The sequence below is a fragment of the Chryseobacterium sp. 'Rf worker isolate 10' genome (genome assembly GCF_050753305.1).
GTDB lineage: Bacteria > Bacteroidota > Bacteroidia > Flavobacteriales > Weeksellaceae > Chryseobacterium.
Map to the genome: position 1 here is coordinate 294,890 of NZ_JBOZOF010000003.1, position 18,906 is coordinate 313,795.

The 18,906-nt window shown below is 36.6% G+C and carries 17 protein-coding genes; 4 read left to right on the plus strand and 13 right to left on the minus strand.

Translation table 11 applies throughout. The features are described 5' to 3' along the window. Positions 1–117: 117 nt before the first annotated feature. The 3 genes from gdhA to LKL37_RS15775 all read right to left on the minus strand — a co-directional run bounded on the left by gdhA (position 118) and on the right by LKL37_RS15775 (position 3,577). A complete protein-coding gene (gene gdhA, locus LKL37_RS15765; protein ID WP_431611464.1) occupies positions 118–1,476 on the minus strand; it encodes an NADP-specific glutamate dehydrogenase in 1,359 nt (452 codons plus the stop codon). A 190-nt stretch (positions 1,477–1,666) separates the two neighbouring features. Beyond that, positions 1,667–2,776, minus strand: a complete 1,110-nt coding sequence (dprA, locus tag LKL37_RS15770) for a DNA-processing protein DprA (RefSeq protein WP_431611465.1) — start codon at positions 2,774–2,776, stop codon at positions 1,667–1,669. A 33-nt stretch (positions 2,777–2,809) separates the two neighbouring features. Next, positions 2,810–3,577: a rhomboid family intramembrane serine protease gene (locus LKL37_RS15775; RefSeq protein WP_431611466.1), complete on the minus strand. Its 768-nt coding sequence runs from the start codon at positions 3,575–3,577 to the stop codon at positions 2,810–2,812. A gap of 248 nt (positions 3,578–3,825) precedes the next feature. On the opposite strand from LKL37_RS15775, the gene LKL37_RS15780 reads away from it, so the two are divergent. Continuing rightward, the gene (locus LKL37_RS15780) at positions 3,826–4,752 is read left to right on the plus strand and encodes a DUF3078 domain-containing protein (protein ID WP_431611467.1); all 927 of its coding nucleotides are present in this window, start codon (positions 3,826–3,828) and stop codon (positions 4,750–4,752) included. A 228-nt stretch (positions 4,753–4,980) separates the two neighbouring features. After that, on the plus strand, positions 4,981–5,904 hold the full coding sequence (locus LKL37_RS15785) for a DUF3078 domain-containing protein (RefSeq protein WP_431611468.1): 924 nt from the start codon (positions 4,981–4,983) through the stop codon (positions 5,902–5,904). 75 nt (positions 5,905–5,979) lie between these two features. Here LKL37_RS15785 and sufD read toward each other — a convergent pair whose 3' ends face one another. From sufD to LKL37_RS15805, 4 genes are all read right to left on the minus strand, one after another. Continuing rightward, the gene (sufD, locus tag LKL37_RS15790) at positions 5,980–7,287 is read right to left on the minus strand and encodes a Fe-S cluster assembly protein SufD (protein ID WP_431611817.1); all 1,308 of its coding nucleotides are present in this window, start codon (positions 7,285–7,287) and stop codon (positions 5,980–5,982) included. Positions 7,288–7,448: 161 nt separating this feature from the next. Beyond that, positions 7,449–8,192, minus strand: coding sequence for a Fe-S cluster assembly ATPase SufC (sufC, locus tag LKL37_RS15795; RefSeq protein WP_431611469.1), 744 nt, complete (start codon positions 8,190–8,192; stop codon positions 7,449–7,451). A 245-nt stretch (positions 8,193–8,437) separates the two neighbouring features. Next, the gene (sufB, locus tag LKL37_RS15800) at positions 8,438–9,886 is read right to left on the minus strand and encodes a Fe-S cluster assembly protein SufB (RefSeq protein WP_431611470.1); all 1,449 of its coding nucleotides are present in this window, start codon (positions 9,884–9,886) and stop codon (positions 8,438–8,440) included. Positions 9,887–9,968: 82 nt separating this feature from the next. Beyond that, positions 9,969–10,298, minus strand: a complete 330-nt coding sequence (locus LKL37_RS15805) for a HesB/IscA family protein (protein ID WP_027372006.1) — start codon at positions 10,296–10,298, stop codon at positions 9,969–9,971. A 213-nt stretch (positions 10,299–10,511) separates the two neighbouring features. Here LKL37_RS15805 and LKL37_RS15810 point away from each other — a divergent pair, with 213 nt between their 5' ends. Together LKL37_RS15810 and LKL37_RS15815 are read left to right on the plus strand one after the other, a co-directional pair. Continuing rightward, on the plus strand, positions 10,512–11,480 hold the full coding sequence (locus LKL37_RS15810; protein ID WP_431611471.1) for a GLPGLI family protein: 969 nt from the start codon (positions 10,512–10,514) through the stop codon (positions 11,478–11,480). 12 nt (positions 11,481–11,492) lie between these two features. Further along, positions 11,493–12,359 carry a GLPGLI family protein gene (locus LKL37_RS15815; protein ID WP_431611472.1) on the plus strand — a complete coding sequence of 289 codons (867 nt, stop codon included), beginning with the start codon at positions 11,493–11,495 and terminating at the stop codon, positions 12,357–12,359. 65 nt (positions 12,360–12,424) lie between these two features. On the opposite strand, the gene ypfJ is transcribed toward LKL37_RS15815, so the two are convergent. The 6 genes from ypfJ to LKL37_RS15845 all read right to left on the minus strand — a co-directional run bounded on the left by ypfJ (position 12,425) and on the right by LKL37_RS15845 (position 18,793). Continuing rightward, positions 12,425–13,288 carry a KPN_02809 family neutral zinc metallopeptidase gene (gene ypfJ / locus LKL37_RS15820; RefSeq protein WP_431611473.1) on the minus strand — a complete coding sequence of 288 codons (864 nt, stop codon included), beginning with the start codon at positions 13,286–13,288 and terminating at the stop codon, positions 12,425–12,427. A gap of 66 nt (positions 13,289–13,354) precedes the next feature. Further along, on the minus strand, positions 13,355–15,433 hold the full coding sequence (locus LKL37_RS15825) for an LTA synthase family protein (protein ID WP_431611818.1): 2,079 nt from the start codon (positions 15,431–15,433) through the stop codon (positions 13,355–13,357). Between the two features lie 175 nt (positions 15,434–15,608). Further along, a complete protein-coding gene (gene ribH / locus LKL37_RS15830; RefSeq protein WP_034734563.1) occupies positions 15,609–16,127 on the minus strand; it encodes a 6,7-dimethyl-8-ribityllumazine synthase in 519 nt (172 codons plus the stop codon). A 3-nt stretch (positions 16,128–16,130) separates the two neighbouring features. Continuing rightward, entirely contained in the window at positions 16,131–16,838 is a 708-nt protein-coding gene (locus tag LKL37_RS15835; protein ID WP_431611474.1) for a tetratricopeptide repeat protein, read from the minus strand. Positions 16,839–17,053: 215 nt separating this feature from the next. Beyond that, complete coding sequence (locus LKL37_RS15840) at positions 17,054–17,590, minus strand: adenine phosphoribosyltransferase (RefSeq protein WP_431611475.1); 537 nt, start codon at positions 17,588–17,590, stop codon at positions 17,054–17,056. A gap of 3 nt (positions 17,591–17,593) precedes the next feature. Then, positions 17,594–18,793, minus strand: coding sequence for a hypothetical protein (locus LKL37_RS15845; RefSeq protein ID WP_431611476.1), 1,200 nt, complete (start codon positions 18,791–18,793; stop codon positions 17,594–17,596). Positions 18,794–18,906 lie beyond the last annotated feature (113 nt).

Sequence of the window (18,906 nt, forward strand, 5' to 3'; positions counted from 1 at the left end):
AAAAGCGCTGCATATAGCAGCGCTTTCTCCTTTCACTTTTTACTTTTTTCCCATTATCCCGGGAACAGGCTATATCAAAAAAGGTCGGGAACTTCTCCCAACCTTTGTTTTTTTATGTTACACAACTCCTTGAGCCAACATTGCTTCTGCTACTTTTACGAAGCCGGCAATATTTGCACCTTTTACGTAGTTTACATAACCGTCTTCGTCTTTTCCGTAGTCTCTACAAGCTTTATGGATACCGATCATGATTTCCTTTAATCTTGCGTCTACTTCTTCAGAAGTCCAGTTAAGACGGATAGAGTTCTGAGTCATTTCTAATCCTGATGTAGCAACACCTCCAGCGTTGGAAGCCTTCCCAGGAGAGAATAATACTTTATTATCTAAGAAATAGTTGATAGCATCTAATGTTGAAGGCATGTTAGCCGCTTCAGTTACACAGATACATCCGTTTTCAACTAGTTTTCTTGCATCATCTAAATCTAATTCGTTTTGAGTTGCAGATGGGAATGCTACGTCACACTTCACATCCCAAGGACGTTTTCCAGCGTGGAACTCAGCAGATGGATATTTCTTAGCATAATCTTCAGCTCTGTTGTTTCCTGAAGATCTCAATTCTAATAAATAATCAATCTTATCTCCGCTGATACCATCTTTATCGTAGATATATCCGTCTGGACCAGAGATTGTCACTACTTTAGCACCAAGCTCAGTAGCCTTTTTGATAACTCCCCAAGCTACGTTTCCGAAACCTGATACTGTTACAATTTTACCCTGGAAATTCTGTCCGATACTCTTAAGCATTTGCTCTGCAAAGTATACAACACCATATCCTGTAGCTTCAGGACGGATCAATGATCCACCGTAAGCAAGACCTTTTCCTGTAAGAACTCCGGTAAACTCGTTTCTGATTTTCTTGTACTGCCCGAATAAATATCCGATTTCTCTTGCTCCAACACCAATGTCTCCTGCAGGTACGTCTGTTTCAGGACCAATGTGCTTGCACAATTCTGTCATGAAAGCCTGGCAGAAACGCATTACTTCCATATCAGATTTTCCTTGTGGATCAAAATCTGAACCTCCTTTACCACCTCCCATTGGAAGAGTTGTTAAAGAGTTTTTGAATACTTGTTCAAAAGCTAAAAACTTAAGAACTGATAAGTTTACAGTAGGGTGGAAACGGATTCCTCCTTTGTATGGCCCAATAGCAGAGTTCATCTGAATTCTGAAACCTCTGTTAACCTGAATTTCTCCTTTGTCATCAACCCATGGAACTCTGAAAATAATAATTCTTTCAGCTTCAGCCATTCTTTCAAGCAGCTTCATTCCGGTGTATTCTTTTTTAGTAGCAATGAATGGAATTACAGTTACGGCAACTTCTTTTACAGCCTGTAAGAACTCCGGTTCGTTAGGATTTTTTGCTTCAATTTTTGCAATAAACTCTTGGATTTTCTGGTCAATATTATATTGTTCCATATATTAAGGTTGAATATTATTGTCAACAAATTTAATTTTTTTTTCAAGATTCACAACACTATATTTTAACATTGTTAAAAATTAAATAATAATGTTCCGTAATATTATTAAATTGATAATTTATGTTCAAATTTTATTAAAAATGAAATGTTATGTGTGAAATAATGCAATATTAAGAAATCGTTAAATATTAAATTGCGATAAATTGCCTCCCGGAAAATGATTTTACTTTCCCTAAAAGTTCCAATTCCAAAATTATTGGTAAAATTTTGTGTGTAGAAACCTCAATTTTCTGTGACAGATCATCCAAAGAAATCTGTGGCTGGTCTTTGATAGACTGATATATTAAATATTGATTTTCAGATAATTGTATCTGTGTCTCACTGTAAGGAAATAACTCTTCCATTTTTTCTTTTGGATCATTAAATCCAAGTATATTGACAAGATCTTTTATCGTAGAAATAGCAGTTGCTTTATTATGGAAAATCAGCTGATTACATCCCTGGCTGCTCGTATCTGTAATTTTTCCGGGTAGGGCAAAGACTTCACGGTTGTAGTCATTGGCAAATGCTGCCGTATTTACAGATCCTCCTCCAAAACCGGTTTCCACTACGATGGTTGCAGGAGACATTCCCGCTACAATTCTGTTTCTCTGAATAAAATTTTCTCTGTCTGGTTTTCTCGAAGAACTGAACTCTGTGATTAATGCTCCTTTTTCCTCAAGAATTTTCTCAGAAAGGCGTCTGTTTTTTGCGGGATATAAAAATTGAAAACCATGGGCCAGAACTCCTATAGTAGGTTTTCCGGTACGGATAGACTGCTCGTGGACCTCTTTGTCAACTCCTAAAGCAAGTCCGCTTACTGATGTATATTGTGAAGATTGTGAAGCTTCAAAGAACTCTACAATAAATTGCTGACCGTAGGATGTCATATTCCTGGTTCCTACAATACTTACTTTGGGAAATGAATCATTAATTTCTCCTTTCTGATAAAGAATCGCAGGAGCATCATTACATTCACGAAGGAGGAATGGGGTTTCGTTAAGGTGCCTCAGCCTAATTTGGATATTATTTTTTTCGCAAAAATTTAATTCTTCTTCTGCGAATTTCAAATGTTCCTCATTACCTATATCCGAAACTGTTTTCTGTCCTATTCCTTCCAGCCTTTTGTACTCTTTCTTGGCTCTTTTCCATGCTTCCTGAGCACTTCCAAAAGTACGGACAAGTTTATGAAAATGAATGTCACCAATCTGGCTGCATTCGCGGAGAGCGATGGCGTAAAAGTATTCTTCAGAGATCATGTGTGTTTTTTTCCAAATGTAATGAAATAAGTTTTATCTCTTTCTTAATTCCTCCAAATGATCCCAGATATCGTCTCTTTTTTTATAAGGAAGTTCCATAAAGTCTTCAGGGTGGTTTTCTTTGTATTCCTGCCAGAGTTTGTCATCCTTTTCACTATAATAATTTGGAAATTCCCAAATGAATTTTTTCTTTTTTTCACCCACATTTCTAAAAGAAAATGCAATAATACTTCCTACTACGGCTCCGGAAAGATGGGCCTGCCAGGAGATTTTACTCGGCTCCTGCATATTATAAAACAGCTCTTCAGGAAGCATTCCCCAGACTAAACTTCCATAATACAGTACTACAAGCATGGAGATGGTCAGAAGTTTTGTATTCCACTTGAATACCCCGCTGAAAAAAAGGAAGAAGGCCAGAACATAAACTACACCACTGGCGCCGATGGTACAGGTATACATATAGTCGCCCGTGAGAATGTCAATAGGCGGAAGAAGCCATACCAAAAGCCCGGTTGCCAGCCAGCCAATAATAAAAACTTTGTTCGCAACGACAGGATAAAACTGATACAGCAAAAACATCAATGCTCCTATGGGGATAGAATTTCCTATAATATGATCAATATTTCCGTGTAAAAGGGGAGATGTAACCACACCCAGCAATCCTTCAGGTAAAAGAGGAATGATGGCTCCAAAACAACTTTGAAAAAAGCCCTGCGTTTGTAAAAAATACCCGAACCACATCGCAGAAAGCATCAGCAATGGGTATATAACCGCTCTTTTGGAAATTACATTTTTAAACATGAGTGTTTTACGTCAAATCAAAAGCCAATGATAAATTTCGGAAAATTTGTCGATGAATCTATTCCTACCGAGCTGATTTTAAGACAAAAAGTTTCAAATTTTTGTTCCAAACTTATTATTTTGGCACTGATTTTATATAAATATTTTGTTGTGATGATTAAAATTTGATAAAATTAGGTGCTTTAAAGCCGAATTTACCTTTAAAAAAAAATATATTAATATTTTTGCAATGAAAATTATTTAGAGTAATGAAGAAGTTTTTACTAATTCTTTCCTTTTTTGTAGGAATATATGCAAGTGCACAAGAAGAATTGAAAAAAGATTCTGTAGTGGTAGACACAGTAAAATACTGGTCAGTTTTAGGAAAAAATACATTAATGATTAATCAGGCTGCCTTTTCAAATTGGGTAGGAGGTGGAGCCAATAACGTGGGATGGCTTGCCGGTATCAATTATAACATAACTTATGAAAAAGACAAGGATCTTTGGGAGAATATCATTATCCTGGGTTATGGACAAAATGATACGAAGGGGCTTGGAATAAGAAAGACTCAGGATGTTATCAACGTTTCTACGAATTACGGGAGAAAATTTTCAAAAAGCTGGTATTTCTCTTTAGGTGCTGGATTGCAATCACAGTTTGCCGCAGGGTATGAAGACGGGAACAATCCTGAAGCAAAGAAAATTTCAAACTTTATGGCTCCAGGTTACCTGAACGTCGGGATGGGTATCACGTACAGACCGAATGATGATCTTACGGTAACTTTACGCCCTACCAACGCGAGATGGACTTTTGTGAGGGATAAAGATCTTCAGACGGCAGGAAGTTATGGTTTGAAAAGCGATGGAGACTCTTCTTTATTACAGTTTGGTTTCCTGGGAACGGCAATATATAAGCTGAAAATAATGGAAGATATTTACTTAACGAATACAGCTTCAGTCTTTTCAAATTATCTTGATCACCCGGAAAGGCTTGCTCTTGCATATGGAGCACTATTGAACCTGAAAGTAAATAAGTATATTTCATCCAATGTCACGGTAGATTTACTATATGATCATAACCAGATAGAAAAAACACAGCTGAAACAAACTTTAGGAATCGGCTTCGCGTATACCCTGAATAACGGGGTAAAACGGTCTGATCGTAAAGACAGCCAGTGGTGGATAAAGAAATAAGATAAAATACCTATATTTTAATATAAAAACACTTCAGAAATGAGGTGTTTTTTGTTTTTAAAATTCTGTAATTTTAAGTTGACTTAAGTTTGATTGACTTGAAGATGTTGGTTAAATGATTTGTTTTCATAGGGTTATAAGCATTAATTTAGTTGTGTTAAATTCCTTTTAAGGTGAATTTTATTCCAACAAAGATTATTATTTATACATTTGTAATAAATCGATATTATGAAAAAACTTTTATTGATCAGTTCGATCTCTTTAGGGGCTGCAGCAATGGCTCAGGAGGTTAAAACGGAGGCTCCGGCAACTGATACTGTTAAAGCCTGGTCTATTCAGGGTCAAAATACACTAATGCTTAATCAGGCTGCCTTTTCAAACTGGGTAGGAGGTGGAGCCAACAACGTTGGATGGCTTGCCGGTGTCAATTACAACCTTACCTATGAAAAAGGGAAAGATCTTTGGGAAAACATTATTATCCTTGGGTATGGGCAAAATAATACACAGGGAACTGGCGTAAGAAAAACTCAGGACGTTATCAATCTTTCTACGAACTATGGTAGAGAATTTGCCAAGCATTGGTATTTCTCGGCAGGTGCAGGTCTTCAGACTCAGTTTGCTCCGGGATATGAAGACGGGAACAATCCTGATGCTAAAAAGATTTCCAATTTCATGGCACCAGGATACCTGAATGTAGGTGCAGGTGTTACATACCGTCCCAATGATAATCTTTCGGTCACTTTGCGTCCCGCGAATGCAAGATGGACTTTTGTTTTAGACAAAGATCTTCAGAAAGCAGGCACATATGGTCTTAAAAATGAAGGAGATTCTTCTCTTTTCCAATTCGGTTTCCTTGGTACAGCAATGTATAAGCTGAAAATTATGGAGAATATTAGCTTGCTGAATACCGCTTCCGTATTCTCAAATTATCTTGATCATCCTGAAAGACTGGTTCTTGGGTATAGCGGAGTTTTAAGCATGAAAATCAACAAATATATCTCTACCAATGTAACCCTTGATCTGTTGTATGACCATAATCAGATATGGAAAACGCAGTTGAAGCAGACATTAGGCGTAGGTTTAGCCTATAATTTTGATAATGGGAAGAAGCGTTCAGATAATAAAGATAACCAAGGCTGGTTAAAGAAATAAAACAGACATACCATCTGTTACAAAAATAAAAGCACTTCAAAAAGAAGTGCTTTTGTTTATCAATATATATAAGTCTTAGAATTCTATATCAACTCCTAATTTCTCTGCCAACAGCTTTGAAACTTTTTCTTTTAGAGGCTCTATATCAATGTTTTGCATTGCATCATTAGCAAAAGCATATAAAAGTAATGCCTGTGCTTCTTTTTTAGAAATTCCTCTCGCTCTCAGGTAGAATAAAGCATCTTCATTCAGCTGGCCTACAGTACAACCGTGAGAACATTTTACATCATCAGCAAAGATCTCTAACTGAGGTTTTGTATCAATACTTGCACCTTCACTTAGCAATACGTTATTATTCTGCTGATAAGCATTTGTTTTTTGAGCAATTTTGTCAACAAAAACTTTTCCATTGAAAACTCCGTGTGCATTACCGTCAAAGATTCCTTTGTAGTTTTGGTAGCTTTCACAGTTCGGGAAGTTATGGTGAACTGCCGTATGGTGGTCTACCAATTGGTCTTTCCCAATAATGGTGATTCCATTCATGAATGAATTGATATTAGATCCATTATGAATAAAATCCAGGTTGTTTCTTACCAGTTTACCTCCGAACGAGAATGTATTTACAGTCGTTAAGCTGTCTTTCTCCTGTCTTGCGAAGGTGCTGTCGATAAGATATGTTGTGTTATTGTCATTCTGAAGTTTATGCCAGTCTGCCTTTGCATTAGGATGTGTAAAGATCTCTGTTACAGAGTTTGTCAATACATAAGTGCTGTCAAAATTATGATGGCTTTCAATCACTTCTACTTTTGCTCCTTCTTCTACGATCAAAAGATTTCTTGTATTGTAGAATGTATTTTCCTCCTGATTCTGAGAAATATAAAAAACGTGGATCGGCTTTTCAATCACTACATTTTTAGGAACCTTCAAAAAGAAACCATACTTGCAATAAGCAAGGTTTAAGTTCGTAAATGCTTGTTCTTTAGAAGCAATAGTATTGAAATATTGTTCAAAAACCTCTTTGTGCTTCTCATCATTCAATGCATAATTGAATGAAAGGAACTCTACATTTTCAATAGAAACCTTAGAAAGTTCTTTGTGAAGTTTACCGTTTACAAAAACAATCCAATCAAAATTTTCTTCTCCAAGGTGCAGTTCATCAAACTGTTCTTTAGTGATATTGTGGCTCTCTTTCGGGAAGAAGTTGTAGCTTTTTTCCGTGATTTCCTTTAGATTGGTATATTTATATTCTTCGTCTTTTTTTGTTGGAAAACCAAGGTTTGCAAATCTTTGAAGAGCTGCTTTTCTACTGTCATCCAGAAATCTGTGACGAAGACTCTCCAAAAATTCATTATGGTTCTCTATAATTTGTTCTTTTAATGCCATTACTGGTATATCTGTGGTTTGCACCATTTTTTCTTTTTTTATTAACTAAAATATTGTTATTCCGAGGAATAGGGAACCCAATTTTAATACTAGAGATTCTGCATTTTGCTGCATTTTATGAACGCGAAAAATGGTAATCTCTGAAATAATATATTTTCTTCTTAGTTAAGAAGCCAGTCGTAACCTTTTTCTTCAAGTTCTAATGCTAAAGATTTATCACCTGTTTTGATGATTTTTCCATCTGCTAAAACGTGAACGAAGTCAGGCTGAATATAATTAAGCAATCTCTGATAGTGTGTAATCAAAAGAACTGCATTTCCTTCATTTTTAAAATGATTTACTCCATCTGCCACGATTCTTAAAGCATCGATATCTAAACCTGAATCAGTTTCATCCAGAATAGCCAGTTTAGGGTTAAGCATCATCATCTGGAAGATCTCATTTCTTTTCTTCTCACCTCCGGAGAATCCCTCGTTCAATGATCTGGAAAGGAAATCTTTTTTGATCCCTAGTTTTTCAGATTTTTCACGGATTAATGCAAGCATTTCTTTTGCCGGCATTTCTTCCAGTCCGTTTGCTTTTCTTGTTTCGTTCAAAGCTGCTTTGATAAAGTTCGTTACAGAAACTCCCGGAATTTCCACTGGATACTGGAAAGAAAGGAAAATTCCTTTGTGAGCTCTATCTTCAGGAGCATCTTCATTGATATTTTCTCCCTGGAAAAGAATCTCTCCACCAGTTACTTCATAATCTTCTTTTCCGGCGATTACAGAAGAAAGGGTAGATTTCCCAGCTCCATTCGGTCCCATAATAGCGTGAACTTCGCCCGGCTTTATTTCAAGATTAATACCTTTTAATATTTCTGCGCCATCTTCAATTTTGGCGTGAAGGTCTTTAATTTGTAACATTCTTGCTAACTTTTGCTTTTTATAATTGTATGAGCTTCTTGTCTGTAGATACACATCATCTTTATCTGAAATATTTCGTCAGAAGACAGAAAGAAACTTTTTATATTTTGTTTTTGTAATCATCTTCACAATGAAGATGATCACTTATATTTCCGTATATACCGGATTTTTGATCTGATAAAAACACTGAAAACCTTGCCATTAAATCAGTTAATTTTTATCTGATAGATCTTTTTTGGAATAAATTATCCTACTGAACCTTCTAATGAAATCTCAAGTAATTTCTGAGCTTCAATAGCAAATTCCATTGGAAGCTTATTCAAAACTTCTTTACTGAATCCATTCACAATCAGAGCAATTGCTCTTTCAGTATCAATACCTCTCTGGTTACAGTAGAAAATCTGATCTTCCCCGATTTTTGAAGTCGTTGCCTCGTGCTCTAACTGTGCCGTAGGATCTTTGATTTCAATATAAGGGAAAGTATGAGCTCCACATTCATTACCCATCAATAAAGAGTCACATTGGGAGAAGTTTCTAGCTCCTTTTGCAGAAGGCATTACTTTTACCAATCCTCTGTATGAGTTTTGAGATTTTCCGGCAGAAATACCTTTAGAGATAATCGTTGATTTGGTATTCTTTCCGATGTGAATCATTTTTGTTCCTGTATCTGCATACTGGTGGTTGTTTGTTACCGCTATAGAGTAGAACTCTCCGATAGAATTGTCTCCTTTAAGGATACAAGACGGATATTTCCATGTCACTGCTGAACCTGTTTCCACCTGTGTCCAGGAGATTTTTGCATTTCTTTCGCAAAGTCCTCTTTTCGTTACAAAGTTGAATACCCCTCCTTTTCCTTCTTCATTACCAGGATACCAGTTCTGAACTGTTGAATATTTGATTTCAGCATTATCCAAAGCGATCAATTCTACAACAGCCGCGTGAAGCTGGTTTTCATCTCTTGATGGTGCTGTACAGCCTTCAAGATAAGAAACATAACTTCCTTCATCAGCTACAAGAAGCGTTCTTTCAAACTGTCCTGTTCCTGCCTGGTTGATACGGAAATAAGTGGAAAGCTCCATAGGACATTTTACACCCTTAGGAATATAACAGAAACTTCCGTCAGAGAATACTGCGGAGTTCAGTGCTGCGTAGAAATTATCCCCTCTCGGAACTACTTTTCCAAGATATTTTCTTACTAAATCCGGGTGGTTTTTAATAGCCTCAGAAATTGAACAGAAAATAATTCCTTTTTCTGCCAATGTATCCTGGAAAGTGGTTTTCACAGAAATTGAGTCCATTACGATATCTACGGCAACTCCAGAAAGTCTTTTTTGCTCTTCGATATTAATCCCTAGCTTTGCGAATGTCTTCAACAATTCAGGATCTACTTCGTCAAGACTTGCCAGTTCAGGCTTTACTTTAGGAGCAGCATAGTAACGGATTGCCTGGAAATCTGGTTTTTCATACTTGATATTGGCCCAGTCAGGCTCTACCATTTTCAACCAGATTTTAAAAGACTCCAAACGCCATTCAGTCATCCATTCCGGCTCTTCTTTTTTAGCAGAGATGGCACGGATGATGTCCTCATTTAAACCGATCGGGAAATCTTCATAATCAATCTTCGTTTCCCAACCGAATTCATATTTTTTATTTTCTAGATCGACTCTTAAATCGTCTTCTGTATATTTACTCATTATTTTTTTTTAGATTTCAGATTTTAGATTTCAGAATTCAGAATGGCTCTGAGGTCTGAAATCTAGGATCTAAGGTCTTTTTCTAAAGACTAAATGATTCTCCACATCCACATGTTCTGGATGCATTCGGGTTGTTAAAAACAAACCCTTTTCCGTTTAATCCTCCTGAATACTCAAGAGTTGTTCCTGCTAAATAAAGGATGGATTTTTTATCTATAATAATTTTGATATTATTATCTTCAAATATCTGATCTGTGTCTGTTTTTTGGTTATCAAACTTTAAAACATACTCTAAACCAGAGCATCCGCCGCTTTTCACCCCTACTCTTATATAATCTTCAGCAGGGTTAAAACCATCTTCCGTCATCAACTGGATGGCTTTCTCCTTTGCATAGTCTGATACTTTTATCATTGTATTTATTTAGAATGATTTAATGATGCAAAAATACGAACTAATTTCCGCAATCTCAAATCGAAGATATCTATTTTAATGATTCTGATATTAATAGCGAGATTGAAAGGGGTTATTTATGTTAAAATTAGATAAATTTGTTATGCTTATGTGAAGATTTCATTTCTCATTTTAACCTTGAAACGTATTTCATATCTATAAATAAAATTGGTAATGAAACAAAAAATAACTGCTTTTTTTGTGTTGCTTTTCACCGCAGTGTCTTACGGACAGACAACAAGATTTGTGTACGAAACACTGGTAAACCCGGATTCCATCAATCTGGTAAGTATGAAAAGTGAAAGAACATTTCTGGATATTAAAGGAGACCGCTCCTTATTTATCAGCGAAAATAAATTGAAAAGAGACTCTCTTTTTACTTCTCTAAGATCAGAAGCAAAAGAAAATGATAAAAAAGAAGAAAAAGATTTTTCAAAGCTGGAAGGAAAGAAACATTTTGAACCCACTTTCTTTGAATATTTTATTTCTAAAAGCATTCCGGATCAGAAAGTATATTATTATGAAAGAGCAGCCGGGAAACAAATTTATTACCAGGAAGACAGACCCATAAAATGGGAAGTGACCAATGTTGTTGAGAAACAAAATGGTTATTCTGCCCAGAAAGCAGTAACGGAATTTGGGGGAAGAGTCTGGACAGCATGGTTTACAAAAGAAATTCCAGTTTCTGACGGCCCATACAAATTCTCAGGATTGCCGGGATTGATTGTAAAGCTGGAAGATGATAAAGGAGATTATAAATTTGATCTTGTTAAGAAAATGTCCATTAAAAATGCTTTTGAAGGACAGATCAACTCTGATGCTAAACAAAGTACAAGAGTTAACTTCCATGGTGATAAAGCTGCTCTGGAACTGGAGTTTGGTAAAAACAGAAAGGCAATGGCCGGAAATGGCGGCGGAGAAAATATGAATATGGGAGGAGGAAGACATAGTGGCAGCATGGGCGGCGGAATGAATGGAGGAGGTATGAACGGCGGTGGAATGAGAGGCGGTGGCCATGGCGGTGGCGGAATGCACAGAGGTGGAATGGGTGGTGACAATCAAGGAGTGCCGATGTCACAAGGTTCATCTGTAGAAACCCCTTCTTTTACCAATACAGCGCAAAATCCAATTGAATTAAAATAAACAAAAATATAAATGAAAAAATTAGGTATTATCGCATTGGCACTCTTTATACAGAATGTTTCTGCACAGACAAACAGGTTTGTGTATCAGGTGACTATGAAACCTGATGCTGAAAATAAAACAGATATCAAGACGGAAAACGCTTACCTGGATATTTCTCCCGAAAAATCTGTATTCTATTCTGAAAACCGAATCAAAAGAGATTCTATCATGCAGAAAGCTTTTCAAGGCGGCGGTGGAAGAGGAAGCATCAACAGAGATCAGATGGAAGGGCTGAGAACGAATATCAATTATTCCGTAGAAAAAGATAAAACAAACCAAAAGACCTATTTCAAAGACAGAATTGGAAGAGATCTATATTCTTATGAAGAAGACAGACCTCTGAACTGGAAAATCGGATCAGAAACAAGAAAAATAGGCGAATACAAAGTTCAGAAAGCTGAAACTGATTTTGGAGGAAGAAAGTGGACAGCATGGTTTACAACAGATCTTCCTTATCAGGATGGGCCATATAAGTTCGGAGGACTTCCGGGACTTATCGTAAAAGTGGAAGATGATAAAGGAGAGTATTCTTTTGATTTGATGAAGAACTATAAGATTGCTGAGTTCCCGACTTTGAATCAGTTTGGAAATACTTTAAAAGTGAAAAGAACTGATTATTTAAAGCAGCAACAAAAGTTTAAAACGGATCCAATGTCATTTATGAACCAAAGTGGTGGCGGGCAAGGTGGATTTTCAACGACTGTGAGAGCGGGCGGAGGAGGAAGGGGTTCTGGAGGCGGTGGTGGAAACCAAAATCCTGCCGATATGAGAAAGAGAATGGAAGAAAGGGTAAAAGAAGAAGCTAAGAAAAATTCTAATCCAATCGAATTGCAATAAATAAAAAAGCGGTCTCAATTTGAGACCGCTTTTTATTTTGCATGCTATTTAAAACATTAATAAAATTATTTCAAAAGCTGGTTGAAGGTATCACCTTGTCTGATGTCTCCAGTATTGTAACCTTTCATAAACCATTCTTTACGCTGTGCAGAAGATCCGTGGGTAAAGCTTTCCTGGTTTACATATCCCTGTGCTCTTTTCTGAATGTTGTCATCACCAACGGCCTCGGCAGCATCTATGGCAGATTCAATATCTCCGGGTTCCAGGATATGTTTGCTGTCATTGGTTCTTTTTGCCCAGACTCCGGCATAGAAATCTGCCTGTAATTCTGTAGCAACAGATACTCTGTTCAATTGTTCTTCAGAATATCTTCCGCTTCTTCTTAATGCATCTACTTTTTGAGTGGTTCCCAAAAGTGTCTGAACATGGTGTCCTACTTCATGGGCAAGAACATAAGCTACCGTAAATTCTGTTACTTTAGCCCCGAATTGCTGCTGAAGTTCATTGAAGAAACTCATATCCATATAAACTTTCTGATCGGCCGGACAATAGAATGGTCCCATGGCAGATTGTGCAGTTCCGCAGCCAGATTGTGTAGTGTTTTCAAAAAGAACAATCCCCGGATCGCTATATTTCATGCCGTTTTCTGTGAAAATCTGATTCCAGGTCTGGCTATTCCATGCATCCATCATTTTGACCATTTCCCCGATCTGTTTTTCACCGGAAGTAAGATCTCTTTGCTCGGTAGAATTTCCTGAAGACTGTATGCTGCCGGAATTCAGAATACCGGACGGATCTCCTCCCAAAAAGAATACGATTGCTGCTATAATTAAAGTTCCGAGTCCGCCTCCTACAATCATTCCTCCACTGCCACCTCCGGAACCACGGCGGTCATCAACGTTTCCGCCTCTGTCGTCTGTCCATTTCATGATAATAAATTTATGTGTTAATTTAAATATTTTACACCAAAGTATAAGCGAAAAATATCTAGATCTTTATCTGTTAAGTTGTTTTGTTTTTAGCCAGTAAGAAGTAGACTGATATACTGATACGGCATCATCTACCAGTTTCTGATCTGTATTTTTTAATAATTTCTCATCATAATACAGCTTAAATTCGGGTTTCAAATCACTTTTTTCCAGTTCCAAAGAATACTGTTTCACTTTTTTTACCGGAGAAATAATGGTCAGACGCCCATCTTTCACAAAGCCTAAATCCTGATATGTCGCAATATAAGCCTTAGGCTGGAATTCTTTTTTGAAAACATCTTGTCCCAGGAATTTAGATTGATAATTGAAATTCAATAGTCCAAAAACGGTAGGCATCACATCTATCTGAGACATTAGGCCATCAAATTTTTGAGGCTGAACGAATCCTTCTGAAAAGACCAGCGCAGGAATTCTGTATTTATCCATCGGAAGTTCTGTTTTTCCGGCACTTGATGCACAGTGATCTGCAATGATAACAAAAACCGTGTTTTTATACCAGTCCTGTTTTTTAGCCATTTCAAAGAACAGTTTAAGAGAATAATCTGTATATTTCACACCTCCTTCACGTGATTTTGCTGTTCCCGGAATATCTATTCTTCCATCAGGATAAGTAAATGGTCTGTGGTTGGAAACGGTCATCCAGTGATTGAAAAACGGTTTCCCTGATTTTGCTTCCGCATTCATTACTTTAATGGCTTTTCTGGCCATATCTTCATCAGCAACACCCCAAACATTAGCAAAAGTAATTTCTTCAGGTTTAAAGTTGTTTCTGTCTACAATACCATAGCCGTTTCCAGCGAAGAAGTCCTGCATATTGTCAAAATAGCTGTATCCGCCGTATAGAAACTTGACATCATATCCTTTGGATTTGAAAACACTTCCGGTTGTAAATTTATTTTTATTATCATCTCTTTTGATGATACTTTCTCCAGCTGTAGGAGGAATACACAATGTTAAAGCTTCCAGACCGCGTACCGTTCTGTTTCCGGTTGCATACAAATTGGTAAACATCAATGATTTTTCTGCAAGGCTGTCAAGGAAAGGAGTAATTTTCTGTGTATTACCATAATGTTCCATGAAATCTGCGGAAAGGCTTTCAATAGAAATCAAGACAACATTTTTCTTTGCTTCCGGCTGTTCTGAAACTACGGTTCTTGACAGCGTTTGTTGTGGATACTGGCTTAGGAAGTTCTTTTCGGCCTGTTGCTGGTTAATTTGTGAATAAAACTGGAAATAGTCCAATTCATTATGAGTAAATGCCCAGTAGAATTTAGGAAGCCCGTTGGCTTCAATTTCATCCGCAAAAACATTATCTGACCTGATTTGCATTAAAGAGGGTATCGCAAGAGCACTAAGGGCACAAAGCACCATAAAACTCCCCAGAAGCACCATTTTTTGTTTAAAATCAGGAAGTTCCAGCAGCTCATCTTTTGTTTTTTTATAAATGAACCATGTGATAGTGAGCGTAACGATCATTATTCCGGAAAATAATGGAACTACAGGATAACTTTCCATAATATTCCCGATCACTTCATTCGTATAGATAAGATAATCTACTGCAATGAAATTATAACGAACCCCAAATTCATTGTAAAAGAAGTATTCACTTACTCCATTGAAAATAATCAGTAGAACGTATAATAATAATGTGATGAAATATAAGATGTTACGAACCTTAGTTCTTTGAGTAGGAAGGAAAAGCATCAGCCCGAAGAAAAGAGTCTTTATTCCTACGAAAACAAGCGCAATCTCCATGATAGAACCTCCATATTGCTTGAAAATATTATTCGGAACAAGCCAGATATAAAGGAAGAATAGAACCAGTGCGCTCAAAATAATATATCCGTAAGGTTTTTTATATTTTGAATTGGAGAGGAAGAGGAAGTAAAGCGCAAGAATAGAACTGGCCAGTATGAAAACAAAAATGTCATTCACCAGACCTATCAACAGAACTTTTACAACTTCGAAAAATCCAAAACTAGCTGTAGTAATAGGATGAAAAAAGAATACTGTTCTTATTATCAACGAAATAATAAGATAAAAAACTCCTAAATATAGGAACGGTTTTATTTTGCTTAAAAACATGTATGTACTGTTTTTATTAGTTTTCACAAAGATAGTTTTTGTATATAACTTTTGACGGAAAAAAACAAAAACATCCCGTTTATTAATAAGATTTATGATTTAGTAATGACCCCAATAAAAAGGGACTATTAAAAAATAGTCCCGATATATTATGAAGGAGAAGGTTGATCTGTGGTTAAGAATGTCCGAAACCGATATTTCCCTTTTTATCAGATAATTTCTTTTTGAAATCAATCATTCTTAAAGCGGTAACGGCTGCTTCTACACCTTTGTTTCCAAGATCACCACCGCTTCTTGCAATAGACTGCTCTTTGGTATCATCTGTTAATACACAGAAAATAGTAGGAGTGTCTGTCATGATATTACAATCTTTGATTCCCTGTGCTACTGCAGAGCAAACGTAGTCAAAATGAGGCGTTTCTCCACGGATTACACATCCGATAGAAATTACTGCGTCATATTTTCTTTCTTTGCAAAGCTGCATGCTTGCATAGTTGAGTTCAAAAGCTCCGGGAACAGGGAAAAGTTTGATGTTTTCAGGTTTTACCCCTTCTTTTTCAAGTATTTCCAAAGCTGCATCACGAAGATTGTACGTTACAAAATCATTCCACTCAGAAAAAACAATGCCGATAGAAAAATCTTCGGCATTCGTTATATGAAGTGGCTTGTAATCGGAAAGATTAACTGTTGCCATTTTTTAGTAATATTTAGTCATTTCAATATAAGAATCAGACATTCCGTTGTCGTAGTCCTGATATTTCTCGTCAATTGTAGCGAAGTATTTTTTAGCTTCAGCATTTTTCTTTAATCCCAGAGCAACGATACCTGCTTTTCTTGTGAAGTAATATGTTGTATAAGGATCATCAGAAGCCGTAGCTGCTTTATCTAATAAAGCCAAAGCCTCATCATTTTTGTTAAGACCTGATTTTGCATCTGCCATAGCTCCGTATTTCATTGCTACTAACGTTTTGTTATCAGATGAAAACTGGTCTAAAAGATCGTAAGCTTCCTGGAATTTTCCTTCTTTGAACTTCAGTAAACCTGCATTGTAAGAAGACAGTTTACCGATTTTAGTGGAAGAATATTCGTTATATGTACCTACAAAACCTGGGTTAGCTGCAGATTTTCCACCCAAAGCATCTTTATCTTTACCTTCAGTAAGACTTTTTTGAGCAGAAAGGAAACTTTTTACAGCTTCAACGTTCTTTGGAGCCACTACAAATTGCTTGTAAGCAAAGAATCCTAAAACCCCTAAAATTAATGCTCCAAATACAAAACCTAGAGGCTTTGAATATTTTTCAACAAATCTTTCAGTGTTTAAAGCTTCTCTGTCAAGGTCTTTAAAGAACTCAACCGTTTCTTTACCTTCTTGCTCGTTCTGAGCACTCTTTCCCAATTTTGCCATAAGTTTTTAAAAATTGAAATGCAAATTTAATTGTTTCTGAATGATTTACAAAATACTTTGTGAGTATTATTGATGAAATTTTGTGAATTGTTAATCGTGAATGACGAATTTATTTAAAAAAAGATGCTTCGACAAGCTCGGCATGACACTTCTAATCTTACAGTAAATTATTAGTGTTGTCATGCAGAGGCTGTCGAAGCCTATATGTTTTGAATTTAATATCCTAAAATATGGTAGACTTCTGCCCCAAATTTTTTCAGTTTTTCATCACCATTCAAGTCTTTTAAACCAATAAGGAAACTGAATTGTGAAACTGTTGCTCCCTGTTTTTCAACCAATTTTGCAGCAGCTTCTGTGGTTCCTCCTGTTGCTAAAAGATCATCATGAATTAAAACTCTTTGTCCGGGTTTTATCTGTCCTTCGCGGGTTTCGATAACAGCACTTCCATATTCCAGGTCATATTTTTCTGAAATGACAGGTGGTGGAAGTTTTCCGGCTTTTCTGATTAAAATGAATGGAACTTCCAATGCTACTGCAATAGCGATTCCAAATAAATAACCACGGCTTTCTATTCCGCAGACTGCATCTACTTTTCCTTTACTGAAGGCTGCAAGGTCTGCAATAACGTCTTCATAAAGTTTAGGATTTAAAAAGATGGGTGAAATATCCTTAAACTGTATTCCCGGAATCGGAAAATCAGGAATATTTTCAATTGTTTCTTCTAATTTTTTGATCAGTTCTGCTGAAGCCATTTATTAATTGATTTTATAGCTGGAAATTTTCCAGTCTCCATTTACATTTTTAAGCCCGAAAGTTACTTTTAAAGAAGTAGTTTTACCGCTTTTATCCGTTACGTCATAGGTGGCATTTACGCTTGCACTGTTGGCTGTAGCACCACTCGTAGTAATATTCTTTACGCTTACATTTTTCACAGCACCAAAACCTGAATTAGGATTAGAGAAAGACTCATAGCTTCCCCAGCTTGGATTGCTTGCTGTTTCGTAAGCTGCTTTTAAATTCTGAGAACTTACACTGTTCAAAAACTTGCTTACTGTATTTTTAGGATCTGTAGTTGGCTGTTTTGGAGCAGCTGGTGCTGCAGGAGCAGCAGTTGCAGGATCTGTAGTAGTTCCTGTAGTTGCTGATGGATTGTTTGGATCAATTACTGCGCTTGGCTGTTCCGGTACAACAGTTGTATCGGTTTTAGGAATAGCAGGCACTTTCAGGGCTGCTGCATTTACATCAAGTCCGATTTTTGACATTTTGAAAGTCTTGGCAGTTGTTTTTACAGAAACTGTGATATCAATTTTGTTATCTACCACTTTTGCAGCGGGAATAGAGGAGAACTTCAGGTTGAACCCTTTGAAGTTATTATCCTGCATCAGGTTTTTAGCAGTCGCCAATTTTACTCCATTGCTGAATACTTCAAGAGTCGCTTCCAAACCAGCTCCTGTGAATGATACCGGGTTTCCTGCTGTATCTACAAGTCTTGGAACAATCTGAATAGCAGTAGGTGCTCCAGAACCATCATCTCCTGTAGGTCTTGTAACAATGCTTAATGATCCGGCTTTTACATCATTAGGATCACTTTCTTTAGCTTTATCATCCCCGAAGATATTCATTTCTCCAAGTGATGGAGGGGCAGTACTTGCCCATTCTATTCCGTTTTTCTGTGCAACTTCATCTGCAAGAGACATGATTTCGGGAACTTTTTTCCCATTAATCAGTTTTCCAAGGGCTTTTAGTTCGTTAATATCACCATCTGCTTCTACACCAAATGTTTTAAGGATATAAAGAGCCTCATTAAACTTAATCTGCTTAATGGTTGGTAAACTGGAAGTCATATCATTGATACTTGACTGCAGTGTTTTAGTATTCGTAGCATCTACATGATCTTTCTTACATGCTGTAAAAAGCAACAGACTGAAAACAAGTAGAAAAGAAAACTTTTTCATTTTATTTTGTTTGTTGCAAATTTAGTAAAACCTGTTAATAATAGCTTGTTTTTATTTTGTGGATTCTGAAAATAATTTGAGTGAGAAAAATAGGGAAATCATCTGCAGCTGAC

Coding starts and splice junctions, on each gene's coding strand:
- gdhA (WP_431611464.1), bottom strand. CDS start 1,476: ATGGAACAATATAATATTGACCAGAAAATCCAAGAGTTTATTGCAAAA.
- dprA (WP_431611465.1), bottom strand. CDS start 2,776: ATGATCTCTGAAGAATACTTTTACGCCATCGCTCTCCGCGAATGCAGC.
- LKL37_RS15775 (WP_431611466.1), bottom strand. CDS start 3,577: ATGTTTAAAAATGTAATTTCCAAAAGAGCGGTTATATACCCATTGCTG.
- LKL37_RS15780 (WP_431611467.1), top strand. CDS start 3,826: ATGAAGAAGTTTTTACTAATTCTTTCCTTTTTTGTAGGAATATATGCA.
- LKL37_RS15785 (WP_431611468.1), top strand. CDS start 4,981: ATGAAAAAACTTTTATTGATCAGTTCGATCTCTTTAGGGGCTGCAGCA.
- sufD (WP_431611817.1), bottom strand. CDS start 7,287: ATGGCATTAAAAGAACAAATTATAGAGAACCATAATGAATTTTTGGAG.
- sufC (WP_431611469.1), bottom strand. CDS start 8,192: ATGTTACAAATTAAAGACCTTCACGCCAAAATTGAAGATGGCGCAGAA.
- sufB (WP_431611470.1), bottom strand. CDS start 9,886: ATGAGTAAATATACAGAAGACGATTTAAGAGTCGATCTAGAAAATAAA.
- LKL37_RS15805 (WP_027372006.1), bottom strand. CDS start 10,298: ATGATAAAAGTATCAGACTATGCAAAGGAGAAAGCCATCCAGTTGATG.
- LKL37_RS15810 (WP_431611471.1), top strand. CDS start 10,512: ATGAAACAAAAAATAACTGCTTTTTTTGTGTTGCTTTTCACCGCAGTG.
- LKL37_RS15815 (WP_431611472.1), top strand. CDS start 11,493: ATGAAAAAATTAGGTATTATCGCATTGGCACTCTTTATACAGAATGTT.
- ypfJ (WP_431611473.1), bottom strand. CDS start 13,288: ATGAAATGGACAGACGACAGAGGCGGAAACGTTGATGACCGCCGTGGT.
- LKL37_RS15825 (WP_431611818.1), bottom strand. CDS start 15,433: ATGTTTTTAAGCAAAATAAAACCGTTCCTATATTTAGGAGTTTTTTAT.
- ribH (WP_034734563.1), bottom strand. CDS start 16,127: ATGGCAACAGTTAATCTTTCCGATTACAAGCCACTTCATATAACGAAT.
- LKL37_RS15835 (WP_431611474.1), bottom strand. CDS start 16,838: ATGGCAAAATTGGGAAAGAGTGCTCAGAACGAGCAAGAAGGTAAAGAA.
- LKL37_RS15840 (WP_431611475.1), bottom strand. CDS start 17,590: ATGGCTTCAGCAGAACTGATCAAAAAATTAGAAGAAACAATTGAAAAT.
- LKL37_RS15845 (WP_431611476.1), bottom strand. CDS start 18,793: ATGAAAAAGTTTTCTTTTCTACTTGTTTTCAGTCTGTTGCTTTTTACA.